This window comes from Paenibacillus whitsoniae, from assembly GCF_003955665.1.
GTDB classification, from domain to species: Bacteria; Bacillota; Bacilli; order Paenibacillales; family NBRC-103111; genus Paenibacillus_E; species Paenibacillus_E whitsoniae.
In genome coordinates this window covers 544-17,426 of sequence record NZ_RXHU01000106.1, presented here as the reverse complement: position 1 = coordinate 17,426, position 16,883 = coordinate 544, and the positions used below count along the sequence as shown (strand labels likewise).

The 16,883-nt window shown below is 52.8% G+C and carries 10 protein-coding genes; 2 read left to right on the top strand and 8 right to left on the bottom strand.

Annotated features, from left to right (window positions below; genetic code table 11):
* The 5 genes from EJQ19_RS28300 to EJQ19_RS28280 all read right to left on the bottom strand — a co-directional run.
* Positions 1-1,684: glycoside hydrolase family 2 protein (locus tag EJQ19_RS28300; protein WP_126144588.1), on the bottom strand; the 1,684-nt coding region annotated here is incomplete at its 3' end.
* A gap of 45 nt (positions 1,685-1,729) precedes the next feature.
* The gene (locus EJQ19_RS28295) at positions 1,730-5,299 is read right to left on the bottom strand and encodes an RICIN domain-containing protein (protein ID WP_164716771.1); all 3,570 of its coding nucleotides are present in this window, start codon (positions 5,297-5,299) and stop codon (positions 1,730-1,732) included.
* Positions 5,299-6,108: a carbohydrate ABC transporter permease gene (locus EJQ19_RS28290; RefSeq protein ID WP_126144586.1), complete on the bottom strand. Its 810-nt coding sequence runs from the start codon at positions 6,106-6,108 to the stop codon at positions 5,299-5,301. Before EJQ19_RS28290 ends, EJQ19_RS28295 begins: the two co-directional genes overlap by 1 nt.
* Positions 6,109-6,119: 11 nt before the next feature.
* Complete coding sequence (locus EJQ19_RS28285; protein WP_126144585.1) at positions 6,120-6,998, bottom strand: carbohydrate ABC transporter permease; 879 nt, start codon at positions 6,996-6,998, stop codon at positions 6,120-6,122.
* Between the two features lie 92 nt (positions 6,999-7,090).
* Complete coding sequence (locus EJQ19_RS28280) at positions 7,091-8,425, bottom strand: ABC transporter substrate-binding protein (protein WP_126144584.1); 1,335 nt, start codon at positions 8,423-8,425, stop codon at positions 7,091-7,093.
* Between the two features lie 398 nt (positions 8,426-8,823).
* Here EJQ19_RS28280 and EJQ19_RS33115 point away from each other — a divergent pair, with 398 nt between their 5' ends.
* Both EJQ19_RS33115 and EJQ19_RS28270 read left to right on the top strand, forming a co-directional pair.
* Positions 8,824-10,257 carry a cold shock domain-containing protein gene (locus tag EJQ19_RS33115; RefSeq protein ID WP_420901706.1) on the top strand — a complete coding sequence of 478 codons (1,434 nt, stop codon included), beginning with the start codon at positions 8,824-8,826 and terminating at the stop codon, positions 10,255-10,257.
* 468 nt (positions 10,258-10,725) lie between these two features.
* A complete protein-coding gene (locus tag EJQ19_RS28270; RefSeq protein ID WP_126144583.1) occupies positions 10,726-11,169 on the top strand; it encodes a helix-hairpin-helix domain-containing protein in 444 nt (147 codons plus the stop codon).
* Between the two features lie 495 nt (positions 11,170-11,664).
* On the opposite strand, the gene EJQ19_RS28265 is transcribed toward EJQ19_RS28270, so the two are convergent.
* From EJQ19_RS28265 to EJQ19_RS28255, 3 genes are read right to left on the bottom strand one after another with little or no spacing between them, the layout of a single operon-like run.
* Positions 11,665-13,263 (bottom strand): response regulator transcription factor, encoded by a 1,599-nt coding sequence (locus EJQ19_RS28265; protein WP_126144582.1) that lies wholly within the window; start codon positions 13,261-13,263, stop codon positions 11,665-11,667.
* A complete protein-coding gene (locus EJQ19_RS28260) occupies positions 13,264-15,066 on the bottom strand; it encodes a sensor histidine kinase (RefSeq protein WP_164716769.1) in 1,803 nt (600 codons plus the stop codon).
* Positions 15,067-15,070: 4 nt separating this feature from the next.
* Entirely contained in the window at positions 15,071-16,423 is a 1,353-nt protein-coding gene (locus EJQ19_RS28255) for an extracellular solute-binding protein (protein ID WP_126144580.1), read from the bottom strand.
* Positions 16,424-16,883: the final 460 nt, after the last annotated feature.

Here is a 16,883-nt window from a genome sequence, read left to right as displayed (position 1 = left end):
TGATCTCCTGCTCCACGTCCGTTAGCTGCGTGTAGCAGAAGCCCTGCACGACCGGCGACGCGATCAGCGGCCTGACGACGGCGGCCAGCCGCGCGAGGAAGTCCTCGTCGCTGTCGGCGCCCGAGTAGCCCCAGCCCTCCCACTCGCTCTTCTTGTACGCGATGCCGCCGAATTCCGAGACCAGGATCGGTTCATCCTGGTAAACCGTGCCGCCGACGTGCAGCTGCCGGTCGGCCGGCCTTGCCGCAACAGCCCGCTCCACGGTGCTGTAGCGCTCTGTCAAAACCTCTTCGCGCCACTCATAATCGTGGATCGTGAGCAGATCCGACTTCATGTGCTCCCAGCCGTCGTTGGAGATCACCAGACGATGCGGGTCGAGCGCCTTCGTCACATGATACATCGCGCTCGCGTGATGCTGCTCCCGCGCGTCCGTCAAAATATTCGGCACGCCCCAGCTCTCGTTGAGCGGCACCCACGCCACGATGCACGGGTGGTTGTAGTCCCGCTCCACGGCGGCCTGCCACTCCTGCGTCATGCGCTGGAGGTACGTCTCGTTCATGTCGCAGGCGTTTGCCGCCTCGCCCCAGACGAGCAGTCCGAGCCGATCGCACCAATACAGATAGCGCGGGTCTTCGATTTTCTGGTGCTTGCGCGCCCCGTTGAAGCCCATCTCCTTCGTCAGTTCGACGTCCCGGCGAAGCGCATCGTCCGACGGCGCCGTCAGCAGCCCCTCCGGGAAGTAGCCTTGATCCAGCACCAAACGCATGTAATACGGGTGGTTGTTCAGACAAAGCTTGCCATTTTCAACCGAAATCTTGCGCATACCGAAGTAGCTCGCCACGCTATCTGCCACCTGGCCGTCCACCAACAGCTCAAACTGGATGTCGTACAAGTGTGGATGCTCCGGCGTCCACCACCGCTCGGGACGGCTGAGGTGGTAGTTGTAATCGGCCAGCTGCACCGTGACGTTATCGACCGCTTTGCGAATGCGGCTCACCTGCTGCGCGACTTCCTCACCTTGGAAGCTCACCTTCACGCGAAGCTGAACATCGGTGGCCCCAGCGCCAGGAAGCCCATTCACAAACGTGCGCAGCTGCACCGTGTTGCGGTCGATGTCCGGCGTCATTTTGACATGATCCAAATGTACCGCCTGCACAGCCTCGAGCCACACCGTCTGCCAAATCCCCGTTGTCCGGGTATAGAAGATCGACTCCGACTGATCCTTCCAATACTGCTTCCCCCGAGGCAGCGCAATATCCCGCGCATCATCTTCCGCGCGCACCACCACAACATTTGCTCCCGCTTGCAGCGCATGCGTAATATCGGCCGAGAACGACACATGCCCGCCTTCATGCGTGCACACGAGCTCCCCGTTCACATAGACGTCTGCCCGATAATCGACCGCTCCAAAATGGAGCACAACCCGGCGCCCCTCCCAGCCTTGCGGCAGCTCAAACGTTCGACTGTACCAGACGACGTCGTGCACGCCTTTATCCTCCACACCGCTGAGCTGGCTCTCATAGCAGAACGGCACCTGAATCGTTCGCGTAAACGCCGACTCCCCTCTGCCCCAATGCTCATCTACCCCAACACGCTGGTCATCCCACTCAAAAGCCCACTCACCATTCAAATTCAACCAATCTTCTCTTACAAATTGCGGACGCGGATATTCCTTACGCAGCATGGTCTCTCATCTCCTTATTGTAATGGGGGCAGCCCCCGTCTCTGTTTATTGCACCAGGTTAAAAAGCCACTGCTGATTCGCCGTATTCATGTCCTGATACTGCGAAATATTCGTACCGTCAACCGTCGAACTCGCCTCGACATCGATTAGCTTGCCGCTGTTTCGATTGACGATTTTCCAGTAGCCGCCACCGACGCCGACAACTTGCCACATCTGATTCGTCGCGCCTGCGCCGGTATCCGTGTACTGCGAAATGTTCGCACCGTTCGCCGTCGACGAGCCCTCCACGTCAATCACTTTGCCGCTGTTCACATTGACGAACTTCCAGTAGCCGCCGCCTTGATCCACGGCTTTCCACTGCTGACCCGTGCCGGCAATATCGTGATACTGCCAGATGTTCGCGGAGTTCGCCGTTGAAGCGCCCTGCACATCGATCAGCTTCCCGCTGTTCTTATTCACGATGGTATACACCGCATTATTCATCAACGCGCTAACGCCCTGCGGCACTTCAACGAACGCCCACTGCTGGTTCGGTGTGCCCGCATCCGTGTACTGGCTGATGTTGCGCGTATCGTCCCGGCCGGACGCCTCGACATCGATCGCCTTGCCGCTGTTCCGGTTGACGATTTTCCAGTAACCGCCACCGACGCCGATAACCTGCCACTGTTGATTGGTCGCGCCGGCACCCGTATCCGTATATTGCGAAATGTTAGCGCCGTTCGCCATCGACGAGCCTTCCACGTCAATTACTTTGCCGCTGTTCACATTGACGAACTTCCAGTAGCCGCCGCCTTGATCCACGGCTCTCCACTGCTGGCCCGCCCCGGCAATATCGTGATACTGCCAAATATTCGCCGAATTCGCCGTCGAAGCGCCTTGCACGTCGATCAGCTTACCGCTGTTCCGGTTCACGATTTTGTACACCTTGCCATTCTTGATCTGCGTCACTGGCTTCGTGCCGGCAGGCGCATAATTAAGATGGTTAAGCATTTGCTTCTGGCCTGCGGACAGATTCGCTTCGATTTGGTCGATGTTTTTGTAGCCGAACAGATCCTCCAGCATCGCAATCGACTCCAACTGGACAGCGAGCTGCCACGTCAAACACTCCAGCCCGTAATACTCCGTGAAGTTGTTGCCCATAATACCTTCGCCGAGCAATGCTTTGAACTGGTAGCCCAGCCTGCCGTCATAGTCGGTCGGGGCGTTCGCGTTATTGGCCAAAATCTTGGCAAAGCTGAGGTACTGCGCATCGCCTGTGGCGACATACAGCCTGTAAAACTCCGCAGGCCCGTTAATCATAAACGTGTCCGTGTACGAGTGACCGGTCGCGACAAGGCTTTGCCCGACCAGGCCGGCTGACGGCCACGGGCTTTTAGGATCAGAGGTGACAACACCATCCACCGCTTTGGCTGCGCTGTGCGCCGCATCCTGCTCGGAGGAGGCCGTCGCGGTTTTGCCCTGCGCGAGATTCGTGCCCCCAGCGCCGTAGACGCGGAACTCGTAGATGCTCGGCCATGGGCCTCCGCCTTCGGCGGCAGTCACCGTGATGCGCACATAGCGCGCCGTCGCCGAGCCGCTGTCGACGTAGCCCATGGACACCGGACGCGCCGTGTTGCCCGTTCGGTCGCTGAACGTCGTCCAGTTGACATTGTCCGTCGACGTTTCTATCTTGTATTTGTAATAGGCATTGCCCCATTCAAACATCGTCTCCACACGCTCAATCGAGTAGCTCGCGCCCAGATCGACCTTGAGCCAGGACGGGTAGACCGCGCCGTTCGCTGCCCAGCGGGTTGACGGATACACGTTATAGTTGTAGGCGAACGTCCAGCTTTGCACGTAGTTGGCGGCATTTTTAGCGGCATTCAGCCACTGACTATCGCCCGTCACATCGTAGAGCGCATTGAACGCGTTCAGCGCCATCATGCCCGCTTCTTTGTCAATCGTATTATTGTTGTCCGGCGTACCGCCAACATAGTTGTAGTTCTGATCGACATTCGTCAGTGACCAATTGCCCGCATTAACGGCCGCCGTATAGTACCGTTGGTCATGCGTTGCCAGATACAGCTTCACGAGGAATCGAATCGGGTTCGTCGTATTGTATTTGCCTGCATTTTGCACAGAGCCGTCCGGGTTGTAGCTGCGCGCCCAAGAGCCGTCCGCCGCCTGCTTCGCGACGAGGAAATCGCCGAATTTTTGCACATAAATCAGCCAATTGTCATGGTAATCGCCTCGGTTGAAGGCGGTGTTGTATGCATCGAGCACGCCTTCGGCCGCATCGGACACCGTGCGAAGGAACAACGGGTCAGAGCCCCAGTTGCCCGACTCGGCAAAATAGTCCGTACGCGGGATGCCCGCAGCCGTCATGGACTGATTCGCCCAGAAGTCGATCATCGCCACGCCCTTGCTCAGATTGCCAGCGCTGTTATTCTTGTAGCCGTCGCGGATGAGCTCCCAGCCAACCTTCGTCTGCTGCCCGACAAAGCCGGACTGCAGGTGATACCCTGTGTCGCCAGTCTCTGTCGTCAGCGAACTCCATGGCAGCCCGCTCGCGCCGTTCGCAAAACTCTTGTACTTTGCCGCAAAATACGCCAAATCGTTGTTATACAGCGTGTTCGCATCGATGCTCACGACCGCCGGATTGTAGAGGCCGTACGCATACTTCCAGACGCTGCCCTCCCCGCCGGCAAATGTGCTGTCCTGTCCCAGCTTGATGACCAGCGAGTACGCATGGCTGAAGCCCGCCTGCACCGGATGGCTGCGGCGGACAAGCCCCGTCAGATGCAGCATGCGGTTCTGGTCGTTGCCATAGTAGTTTTTATCCCCTTCGGTGCTTGGATAAATGAAATTCAACGTCGGACGCGGCGATTTTTTCACTCCTATTGAACCGAACTGAAAGCCGCCATCCACGAGCCAAGAGTCGGTGGATTCGCTTTGTGCGGAAGTCAGGTTTGCATTCTTATGGATAAAAGAGAGCGATTCACCCGTCATCGCCGTCTGCATCATGACCAGAGGAAGCGGCAAGCGCGTCTCCTTGATAAAAAAGTTCTCATCCGCATAATCGCTCGCCAAGGCCCCCGCAACGACGTTGCTGTTCTGCTTGTACCAGTTGCCCGGGGCGAACATGTTGTACGCGCTAAGGCTCGTCGAAGCCAACGGATACAGCGCGTAGCGCGTTGCGAAGCCTTTATCGGCACTGTTCGCCGCCCCGACCATCACCGTACGCTGCATAAGAAAAGCCCCGGTGCCATCCTGCACGCTGTACTGGTCAGTGTAGTCGAACCGGCTGCCGCTGCTCGTCGTGAGGCTTCCTGTCGCCGTAATTCCACCGCCTGCCGACGTCCAACTCGTATAGCTGCCTTGATAAGAATCCTCGCCCGACGCCGCATTCTTGATCTGTAGCGATAGCGGATTCGTTTGTTCGTCCAGCTTGCTCGTTCCTTTATAAACCCCCACTCCGTAATGTCCTGCCCCCAGGTCGTCCAACGCCAACGTGTAGCTGCCAGAGGTCAGCGATGTTACCCCGATCGCCGACGCCTGCTTGCTTACGAATATCCCTCCTGAACAAACGAGACTTGCGGCCAAAGCGAGCTTTGGCCATGTTCTCCACAGTGTCATCATTCTTTTCCTCCCGTAAAGGCAATGCCCTTAATAATTTGCTTCTGGAAAAAGATAAACACAATAATAAGCGGAATCGCTGCAAGTGTGTTCGCCGTCATCGGCAGCGAGTACTGCTGCATGTACGAGCTTTGAAAGTTTGGCAAACCGAGCGTAATTGTCATATACGTACGGTTCGAGATCGAGATCAGCGGCCAGAGGAAATCGTTCCACGCCGCCAGAAACGAATAAATCGCAAGCGCCGCAAAAGCCGGGCGCGAAAGCGGAATGAAGATGGACGACCAAATCCGCCAGTAACCGGCGCCGTCCATCCGTGCAGCCTCCTCCAATTCATTGGGCAGCCCGTCAAAAAACTGCTTCAACACAAAAATGCCGAACGGGCTCGCGATACCCGGCAGGATCAAAGAGTACAGCGTGTTAAGCAGTCCCCAGTCGCGCATCATGAGGAAGATCGGAATAAGCGTCGCCTCCGCTGGAATCATTAACCCCATTAAGAACAGCAGGAACAGCCATTTGCTGCCGGGGAACTTAATGCGCGAGATCGCGAACGCCGCTAGCGAATCAACGAGCACAATGATGAATGTCTGAATCACTGCCACGAGCAAACTGTTCCACATCCAATGGAAGATTGGCGCTTCGGACAACACTTTGTGATAGTTCACGAGCGAGACGTGTAAAGCTCCGCCATCGATGAACGGCACGCCCTCCGTTTTAAACGATAAGGCAATCATGTAGGCCACCGGCAGTAAAAAGACAACCGCCACCAGCCCTACAATCGTATTCATACTTACGCGATACATGCGTTCCATAAGGCCCTCCTCTAGTCCTCGCTCGGCATATACTTGAATTGCAGCGCCGAGATGATCATGATGATGAGCATCAGCAGGATAGAAACCGCTGAGGCGTAGCCGAGGTCGAACGTTTTGAACCCTTTTTCATAAATCATGAACACGATCGTCTTCGTACCGCCCGCCGGCCCGCCGCTTGTGATCAGCTTGGATTGCCCGAAAATTTTGAAGCAGGCGATGGTCTCCAGCACGATGACGAGCAGCGTGATGCGCGATAAGGAAGGGAACGTAATGTAGCGGAAGCTCTGCCAGCGCGAGGCGCCTTCGATCTGCCCCGCTTCGTAGAACGTCTGCGGAATATCTTGAAGGCCCGCGAGATACAGGATAAAAACAAGACCGACCGTCCACCAGACCGTCGCCATAATGATCGACACCCACGCCAGCACAGGCTGTGTGATCCAGAAAATTTCATTTTTATAACCGACGAGCTTGAGGATTTGACTCAGAAGCCCGGAATACGGCTGCAAGAAGATGACCCAGATCGTCGAAATGACGGAGACCGAGAGCATCATCGGCAGAAAGACGGTCGCCCGAAAAAAGCCCTGCCCTTTGCGGATCTGATTGATCAGCAGCGCGAGTCCCAGCCCGACAAGGACAAGCAGCGGCACCGCAATAATGACGAATAGAAACGTGTGACCCGTGTACGTCCAGAACTCTTTATCGACGAAAACGTGCCTGTAGTTTTTGAGCGCGACGAATTTTTTGCTGCCGAGCAGCGCCCAATCATAAAAGGAAATGCGAAGCCCGAAGAAGATCGGGACTAATGAAAAAGCGATGAAAAACAAAAGGTAGGGCAGGATCATCAGATAACCGATGCCCCAGGATTTTTTCTCGTAGGCGGATGCGCGCATGTGTTCACTCCTTTCTATTTAAGATGGCTAAGCCCGCTGCCTGCCCTATAGTGAGGCATCGCTGGCGGACTTAACCCTTAACCGTGCCTAGGCTACTTCTTCAAAATGTCGTCAACCGCTTTGCTCGCATTTTTGAGTGCATCTTCCGGCGTTTGCTTTTGCACCGTCATTTTCTCAAACTCTTTGATGATCGCGTCGTTCATCAGGCCCCACTTGTCGCTGCGCGGGAAGTAGACGACGCTTTTGCCCGCATCCGCGTAATCCGGACGGTACTTCATTTTCTTGAATTCGTCGCTTTGCAGCACTTTGTCAACCGCAGGAATATGCCCCGCTTGCGCCCACATCGAGCCGTGCTGCGCGATCCAGTTCGCGAACGTCGCCGCCGCTTTCAGCTTCTCCGGATCATCCTTGCTGTGCTTCGGCAGTGTCAGCGTGTGGGAGTCGCCCCACTCCGCCGGGCGGTCATACAGCGTCGGTACCGGCATAACGCCGAAATCCAAGTCTTTTGTGCTTTCAAAAGCGCCCGTCGCCCACACGCCAGTAATCAGGGTAGCGGCTTTGCCGTCTTGGAACATTTTGAACGCGTCGTCGATGTTCGGCGGAATCAGTTGCTTTTTATACAAATCATTCACGTATTGAATCGCTTTCGTTGCCGCCGGATTGTCGAGCACAGACTTCTTGCCGTCATCTGACAATACTTTGCCGCCATCATTCATCTGGTTGTACCAGGACCAGAACAGCCACAGGGAGTCGATCCGCACGTTAGGCTCAGTGAGAGGCGCGATATCCTTTGGAACGGTATCTTTGATCTTTTGCAGGAAATTCACGTAGCCTTCCGGCCCTTTCGCGATGTCCGGCTTGCCGTCTTTCAGGACGCCTGCTTGCTGTAGCCATTTCTTGTTGTAGTACATGACCACGACGTGCGTGTCGAGCGGGATGGAGTAATGCTTGTTGTCATACACCGTCGATTTCAAGATCGTCTGGTTAAAATCATTCCAGTTCACGCCCGCCTTCGCCGCCACATCGTCGAGCGTATTCAGATAGCCCGCTGGCGCAAGCTGCGGCAAGCGCGAGGAGTGCACAATCGCCACGTCCGGCGCCTGGTCTGCGGCCAGCGCGGTCTGCAGCTTCGTGTAGTAGTCGTCCGCTTTGCTCGGATCCTGCTCCACCACGATGTCCGTGCTCTCTTCGTTGAACTTCTTCACCATCGCGTTCATGTAATCCCCGTCGCCGCCGCTAAACGGCGTCCAGTACGTGATTTTGACCTTCTTGCCGGAGGCGGCTGCGGTCGACTTGGCCGCGTTCGTCGCGTTTGGCGCCTGCGTGCCGTTTGCGCTTGTGCTCGTGGTAGCTGTCGAGGAGCAAGCGGACAGCGTCAGCATCGAGATCGCGGTGAGCGTGCTTAGGGTGATTAATTTTTTATGCATGAGTAAACCCTCCCATATGATCGTGTGTGTGTGTTTCCTTCACATCTTGATCATAAGGGAGGGCGTGGTGGCATTTTTTTGGGAGGATGGTGGTGGGTGGGACATTTTTTTGTGGGATTGGGGGATGAGGTAATTGAAGAAACAGACAGGATAGTTGAAAAGTTAGTTGTGGAGAGCCGTATCATAAATAACAGCAAGTATTTGAAATATACTATGCTCTGATATAAGAGGAATCGAAGGATACTAGAACTACTTTAGTTGGGAAGTAGTCAGTAATGATGTATTTCGGTTTATACTCGATTTTCGATATACAACATAGGTACCCTATTAAAGTTTCTAAGAATTTGGTATACTTTCCCTGTATATTATTGTTATTTTTTCTATTGAGGTGGTTACCAGTGAGAGGTCAGGTTAGTAAATTTAGTGATTTCAAGGGTTATGGATTTATAAAAGGTGAGGATGGAATCGACTATTTTGTACATATCTCGCAGATAATATCTGATGGATTTCGAACACTTAAAGAGGGACAGCTAGTTGAGTACGAACCAGCAGTTTCCCAGCGTGGACCTCAAGCCAGAGCAGTTCATATTGTAACAAAAGAAATAGATTCGACTAATCAAAAAATTGTTTTAAAAAGAAATCCTTTTTCTCCGCAAGATCCAATAACTGACCCTTCAAAATTTGCTGGTAGAAAAGAAGCATTCATAAATGCAGTTTCGGCACTCTATAATAACAAGAATGTTCTTGTTCATGGCCCACGTGGAATCGGAAAAAGTTCCATATCATACCAGCTAACATATTTAACTCAAGGTGAAACCTCACTGCTAGAAAAATTAAATATTGATCTTGATGGATATGTATTTAATTACTTAGCTGGAAGACTGGTCTGCACAACCGGAACAAATTTAAACGATATCGTAAATGGACTGCTAGGTAACTTATATGATTCAATTGATTCGGGAAACTTTTCGGGGGAAACAAAGTCAAAAATTGAACTAAATTTAAATTTGCTGAAAATTTCAAAAGAAAAAACGGAAAAAAATAACAATCCAACAGAACTATCTTCGTATTTTGTTTCAGAGATTAAGAGAATATACAATTTAGTTAGTCATAACCACAATGGTATTACTCTTCTTATTGATGAAATTGACTTGCTAGAAGATAAGGTGGATATTGGTTCTTTCCTAAAGGCTACAATTGAAATGCTTCGAGTTGATTACTTTGGGAATATTTCATTTATTATCAGTGGTGTTACTGGTATAACCACTTCATTAATTACACAACATCCTTCATCCACAAGATTATTTGATGTCTTGGAGCTACAAAGGATGAAAGATGAAGAACTCGAGGAAATAATCGACCTAACACTACACGATACAGGTTATTCAATGAACAATGATGCAAAGCGGGAAACAATAGCTTTAGCAAACCGTTTTCCTCAACCAATTCATCTAATTGGATTTTATGCATTCAATATCAACAAGGATAAAGTCATTTCATTGAGTGATGTTCTTGAAGCAAAACAATACCTAATTACAAACTTAAAGAGGCAGGATTTCGATAATAAATTTCAAGGTTTAAAAGAAGGGGTAATGGTTGATGTTCTAAGGGTTCTTGTCTCTTCTAGTTTTGAAACTATTAACTTGAGTTTTTTATTTAATCGCTTGCCAGATTTATCTCATAGCAGAATCCTAGGAACACTTGGTACATTAGAACAAAAAGACATAATTGAAAGACAGCATAGAGGAGTTTATCGCTTTAGGGATCCTCTATTTAGGGTGTACTTAGAATGGTATTTTGGAGTTAATCAAGAGGAAAAAAGAACATCTTGAATAGTTTGCTGGATGTATAGCAGGTACCTTACGGGCACATTTCAAAGCGAAATGGGCCTTTTGAACTTGCCGCTACAGATAGCGCGGAGAACCTTATTACAAGTAGAGCAAAATCGCCAGTAGCCTTCTGCCTTCTTCTCTCGTATTACACAGAACAATGCACTATGATCATCTCCCAGCAAAAGCTCGCGAACAATGGCTGTCGTGAGCCACCCTTCATTCGTAAGACGAAGTGTACAGTGCTCGCCTCCTCACTCGGCAGAGAACGATCGATCCGTGATCGTCGTAGACTGTTGTGGCGAGATATTGCACGTCTCCTGGCGTTCCGAGCGGCGTCCCTCCCCCTCTTTCAAACGGTAAACAATACGTCGGTTGCATGCTCCTTGTTTTAACAGACAGGATAGTCTAATTCAGTTCGCGAAATGATAGAAGATCAAATTAAATGCTGAACTTCTATAAGGAGCACAAATGAGCTTAAATAAAACGCCAAAGTTAGCATTAACCGCTCAAGAACGAAAAGAACTGCGAAAAAACAAAATACGCTTAAGTGACATCGATAAAATGGAAGTAACTGAGTTGAGCTTCATATTGCAAATATCAGAAGTAAGAGCCATGGAATTAAAGGCATCCTCCGAATTTCAACGTGTGCCTTCTATCGGACCTGCATTTGCAAAAGACTTAATGAAGCTGAGATTCTATCAATTGGACGAGCTAAAAGAGAAAGATGGCGCACGATTATTCGAGAAATTGGAGGAATTATACAAGGCGAGGATAGATCCGTGTGTAGAGGATCAATGTAGACTGATTGTTTTTTATGCCAATCAGCCTGACAGTGACAAACAATGGTGGGATTTTACGGAGGAACGGAAAAATTACAGACGTGCTTATGGATATCCCCATAGGGCAGATTAAAGCTAGATTCAAATCACCCCGAAAACGAACCTCACGGTTACAGCAGCGGCTATTTGGCGTAAAAGCATCCCGAAATCACTATTTCCGAGCCAATAGCCTCGCTTGCAACCGTTAGCCACGTATGACCACCCGTTTTCCCCGATATAGCCGCTGCTACGAGACTGTCGATTAATTGTGGACAGTTTTATCCGTGAACGGACACGCGTAGAGAATGTGTATGATATTTCGAATACATATTCAAAATCAGGCCTCAAATCACGAAATGTGTATGATATTTCGAATAGAAATGATTGATTTTAAGTCAATGCAGCACATTCTATATGATTTTTCGTATACATTTTGTGTTCTCTCGCAGATTCCCAAAGTATAAACAATGAATCGACAGTCTCTCTACAACCGTTAGACTGTTCGATCATGGGGATACCGGGCGAAGCAGTTACCAAATAAACAGAATCCTCTCGCCCCCCAGATTTTGAGAAATACCACCAACCTCCCTCACTCCCCCTGCTCCCGATATGCCCTCGGCGTACTCTCCGTCACCGCACGGAACACCCGATTGAAGTGCCGCAAATTCACAAAGCCCGTCATCTTCGCGATGTCGGCGATCTTGCGCTCGGTCGTCAGCAGCAGGCGCTTCGCCTCCTCGATGCGGCGCTGCGTGACGTAGTCGACGAACGTAATCCCCATTTTCTGCTTGAAAAGGGTGCTTAAATACGACGGATTCAGGTACACCTTATCCGCCATCATGCCCAGCGTAATGGACGAGCCGTAGTGCTGGTCCACGTACTGCACGACCTGGTCGATCGGGTTCACATCGACCGCGGACTTGCGTGCCGCCACCAGCTCGCTCAGCCGCCCGAGCAGGCTTTCGCACGTCTCCACCATCTCGAACATGGTGGTCGTCGCCAACACCTCCTCCAGCACGTGCTTGATGTCCGTGTGGGGGAGCCACGTCTTGACGAGATTGAGCCGACCGGCCATCTCGTAATAATGCAGCAGCATGGTGCACACCTGCTGCTGCACCATCTCCGGCGACGTCATCGCGCCGCACAGCTTGCGGACAAGCCGCCTCGTCTTGAGGCGCGTCTCTTCGGTGTCGCCGTCCTCGATGCTCTTGTCGAGCAGCGACCAGTCCAGCGTCGTCGGATTGACGCGGACATCCGGGTTTGCCTTGAGCGCAGCATAGGTCAGAATCCGGTCGCCGCCCGTCACCAAGCGGTACAGCAGCGCGGTTTCCGCCTGGTCATAGGACGTGGAGATCGCCTCCAAGTCGAGTACTTCGCCGCCAAGGGAGACCGTGATGGACAGGTTGCTAATCTTCTTCATCTCTTTGCACAGCTTCTTGCCCCACGACGTCACGCGCTCGTAACCGTCCGGTCCAGACGCATAGTTCAGCAGCGCCACGACTTTCGTATCCGAGAGCGGGAATACGTGCCCGACCCAATCCTCTTCCACGGCTTCCTGAATAAACTGGGTAATAAAAAGCGAATACAACGCCGGGCTCGCCCGATAATACCGCTCATCCTCAATGAACTCGCGGTCGAGGTTCGTGAGCAGACAGCAAAACGCATCGTGCGGGAACTGCATCCCGACGTACGGAATGAGATCCAGCTCCTCGGGGCTCACGCCCCCTTCGAGCAACCCTTTAATGATGTGATGGCGCAGCCGGTCCTTCGCCTGCTTATCCTCGAGCTGCCTCGTCGTGTCTTGTTCTTGCCGCGACTGCAGCTCCGCTTGAAGTCCTCCCAGCACCCGATAGAGCTCTTTGCGTACGATCGGCTTCGTCAAATAATCCTTCGCGCCCATCCGCAGCGATTCCCGCGCATACTCAAAATCGCTGTATCCGCTCATCACAATGCACTGCACGGACGGATACCGTTCGCGGAGGACGTACTGCAGCTCAATTCCGTTCATCACAGGCATCATAATATCCGTGATGAGGACGTCGGGGAGCTGCCGCTCCATTTTATCCAAGGCTTCGCTGCCGTCCTCCGCCTCGTCGATCACCCTCCAATCTCCCTCCATCTCTGTGATCATATGGCGCAAGCCTTTGCGAAAAATCGGCTCGTCATCGACAATCAGTACACTCGGCATCTACATCTCCTCCTTTGCGGCTCCAGCCTGCACACCGTCGTTCACCGGAAACTTGAGCGTGACCCGCGTACCTTTCATCGGCTCGCTTTCGACCTCCAGCCCATACGACGCACCGTAGCGCAGCATCAGTCTGCGATGCACGTTCACGACACCGTGGCCGCTCGGCCCGTCGTCCGAAAGCCTGCCATACTGCATGCGCGTGCGCAGTGTCTGAAGTTCCGCCGCCGTCATGCCTTTGCCGTCATCCTCGATCACAACCTGAATACTGTCGCCTTCCTGCACGCCTGTAATCCGAATCGTGCCTTTGCCGCGCGTTTTGCCGAAGCCGTGAATGATGCAGTTCTCTACAATCGGCTGCAAGCCCAGTCTGATCACAAGGTTGGCGTAAATAGCGGGATCTACGTTCATTTCGTAGTGCAGTTTATGTTCAAAACGAATCAGTTGAATCGCCATATACCCCTCGACGTGCCGCAGTTCCTGCCCGAGGAACACTTCGCTCTGATCGCTGTTGATGCTGTAGCGGAGCAAGTGGCTCAGATTATTGGTAATCTCTACGATTTCCCGATTGCCCTGAATCTCAGCGTACATCGAGACGCTCCCCAGCGTGTTGTAGAGAAAATGCGGATTCATCTGATTTTGCAGGGCGGCAAGCTGGGCGTTTTTCTCGCGGATTTCGGTTTCGTAAAGCTTGTAGCCGAGATCGCTCAGCCGCGACACCATCACGTTAAACGTCTGGCTCAGCTGCCCGACCTCGTCCCTGCTCAGGATCGGAATGGAGACGCCGAGGTCGCCTTGCTCGACTTTTTTCATCAGGTTGCGAAGCTGAGAAATCGGCCGTGTGATGAAGAACGCCAGCCAAATCGAAATGACGACCGCCAGCCCCAGGCAAATGACGCCCAGCAACACAATGTTGTTGCGCACCTGCACCGTATCCTTGAGCAGCAGCGACATCGGAACCGTCCCGATCGTCGTCCAGCCTGTAAGATTCGATGTATAGTAAGTCAGAAGCTCGTCTTTTCCCTTGACGTGCACTTCGAGACTGCCGGAACCGCGATAACCCGTAATACCGCTGTCCGTAATGTCCATGCCGGGGTCTTTGTAGACGAGCGCGCCTTGCTCATCCACAATTGCAATGCTGCCAAAATTGGACGAAGCCAGATGATTGCTCCGGCTTTCGATCGCGCTAACAGGAACATCCAGCACAAAGTACCCGATCAGTTTGCCGGATTGGATGCTTTTGATTTTGCGGGCTGCGGTAATGACACGGGAGGTCACGCCGTTGCTGGAGTGCACTTCGTGAGGGCCGAGATACGTTAAATTGTTGGATGCAGAAATCCGCTCATACCACGGTTCTTCCTCCAGCTTGCGTGAGGTGGTCGCGATGCTCTCCGGCAGCAGCACATAAGAGGCCCCTTTGACGCCGTACAAGTACAGGCTCGCGACATTCACACGCCCGTTCACGAGCACATGGTTGATAAAGCTGCTGATCGTGTTGCTTTCATCCAGCGTCAGCGGCGCGCCCTTAGCCCTGGCCTCTGTCAGAAAGCGCATAATCTCCGGCGTCTGATACGGCATCGTCGTAAGCAAGTTCAGCTCATTCATGTACGTATCGATGTTCGTGGTCAGCTCGTGGACGACATCCCCTTGGGACTTGCCGACGCTTTTTTTGATGGAGGCCGAGTAGCTCGAATAGGCGAAAAAGCTGGAAATGACCAGCGGCAAAAGAACAAATAAATGCAGCACGAGCATTTTGGTGAGCAAGCGCTGATTGGCAAAACGTTGCAGAATCGGATGATGTCTCATGGCATTATTCTCCAAAACGGGCTTGAAGCTGCGGATTGATTTTGCTTTGCGCATTTCTCAGCGTATCGGCCGGCGATACCGCGAGGTGGAGCATTTTGGCCATTTCGCCGTTGATCAGTTCATTAATCTGCCCTTGAAAGGGGTTGTCGGGAAAATACACCACATGCTCGACCTCGCCTGCATAAATCGCGGAAAACCGCCGATCCAGAAACGCCTGTGCATGCATCGCCTTCAGGTTGCCAGGGATGTGCCCGGCCCGAGCCCAACTATCCCCGTGCCGGGAAATCCAATCGGCGAACTTCACCGAAGCCGCCAGCTTCGCTGGGTCCTGGTTCGTATGCGAAGGGAACGCGAGCGTGTGCGAATCCCCCCAGACGGCGGGGTGATCATAGATCTGCGGGATCGGCGCGACGCCGAGATCCAGCGAAGGATCGGTCTCGAGCGCACCGGTCGACCAGACGCCGAGGATAAGCAGCGCCGCCTTGTCCTCCTTGAACAGCGACAACGTGTCGGACAAATCCGGCGGAATCAGCTTGGAGGCGTAAAGCTGGTTGATGAAGCTAAGCGAGCGCAGGGCTGCAGGGTTGTCCAGCGTCAGCGCGTCCCCGCCGCTGGCGTACAGCCGGCCGCCTTCCTGCATCTGGTTGTAGAACGACCACCAGAGCCAATAGGCGTCCGATCGCGTATTCGGCAAAGCGAGCGGGGCCACGCTGGACGGAATGCGCTGTTGAAGCGTTTTCAGAAACTGGAGGAAACCGTCTTCGCCCTTATCCAGCTTCAGGCTCCCGTCCTCGCGCAGCAGGCCTGCTTGCTTAATCCATTTCTTGTTGTAGTACATCACATCAAAATGAATATCCAGCGGGATCGCATAGTGATTACCTGCGACCATGGTTTTATTTTGAATCATGGGATTGTAGTCGTCCCAGTTGACCCCCGCCTCCGCGGCGGCCGGCTCGATATTGTTCAGAAAGCCGGCGGGTACAAACTGGGCGTATCGTGACGCATGCACGATTGCAACATCCGGCGCTTCATCCGTCACAATCGCTGTCGGCAGACGCGTATAATATTCGTCCGAATTATTGTTGATCAGCTCCACTGTGACGTGGTCTGTGTTCTCTTGGTTATACTGAGCCACCAGCTCCCGCATGAAGCTGCCGTCGCCCCCGCTGAAAGGGGTCCAGAAGGTAATCTTGGTTAGGGACGCCTGCTCCGCCGTAGGTAGAGGGCTATCGATGGCTTCCCGCTGGCAGGCTGTAAAGCAGGTGAATACGGCGGTTAGGCCGAGTGCTGTGAGTAAGCAGCGCGGCCGTAAGCACAAGGTTCTTAATTTCAACAGCAGTCGCGGTGTCATCGGCATGGTCAGCTTCCCCTTTTGGCTGTCATCGTTCGTTATCGTTGGTACCTCTATCTTAGTGGAAAAGGGGAGGGCTAGGAATAGGGATTTACCGAAAATATGGACATTTTTTTAGGTTTTGATAAAAATGAGAAAAACCCTGAGGGATTCCCTCAGGGCTTTGGTGCTCGCTTTGGCGCGGGCCTACGCAGGGGGTTGCCAGCCAGGATGGCTGCACGGCTGGCTGTCCGCACGCATTGCCTGCTCGCTGGCTCTCCTTGCATTTTACGCGGTGGACAGGCATCGCCCTTGGATTTTAAGTCAATCTCTTCTCCTGTAATCCACACTGCCATCACAGCCCCATGCCTTTAAACTAGCTACTCTCTCGCCTCTGACATACCTCTCGCATCGTACGCCAGCCCTTCTACTGTAATCCACACTTCCGTCACAGCCCCATGCCTTTAAACTAGCTACTCTCTCGCCT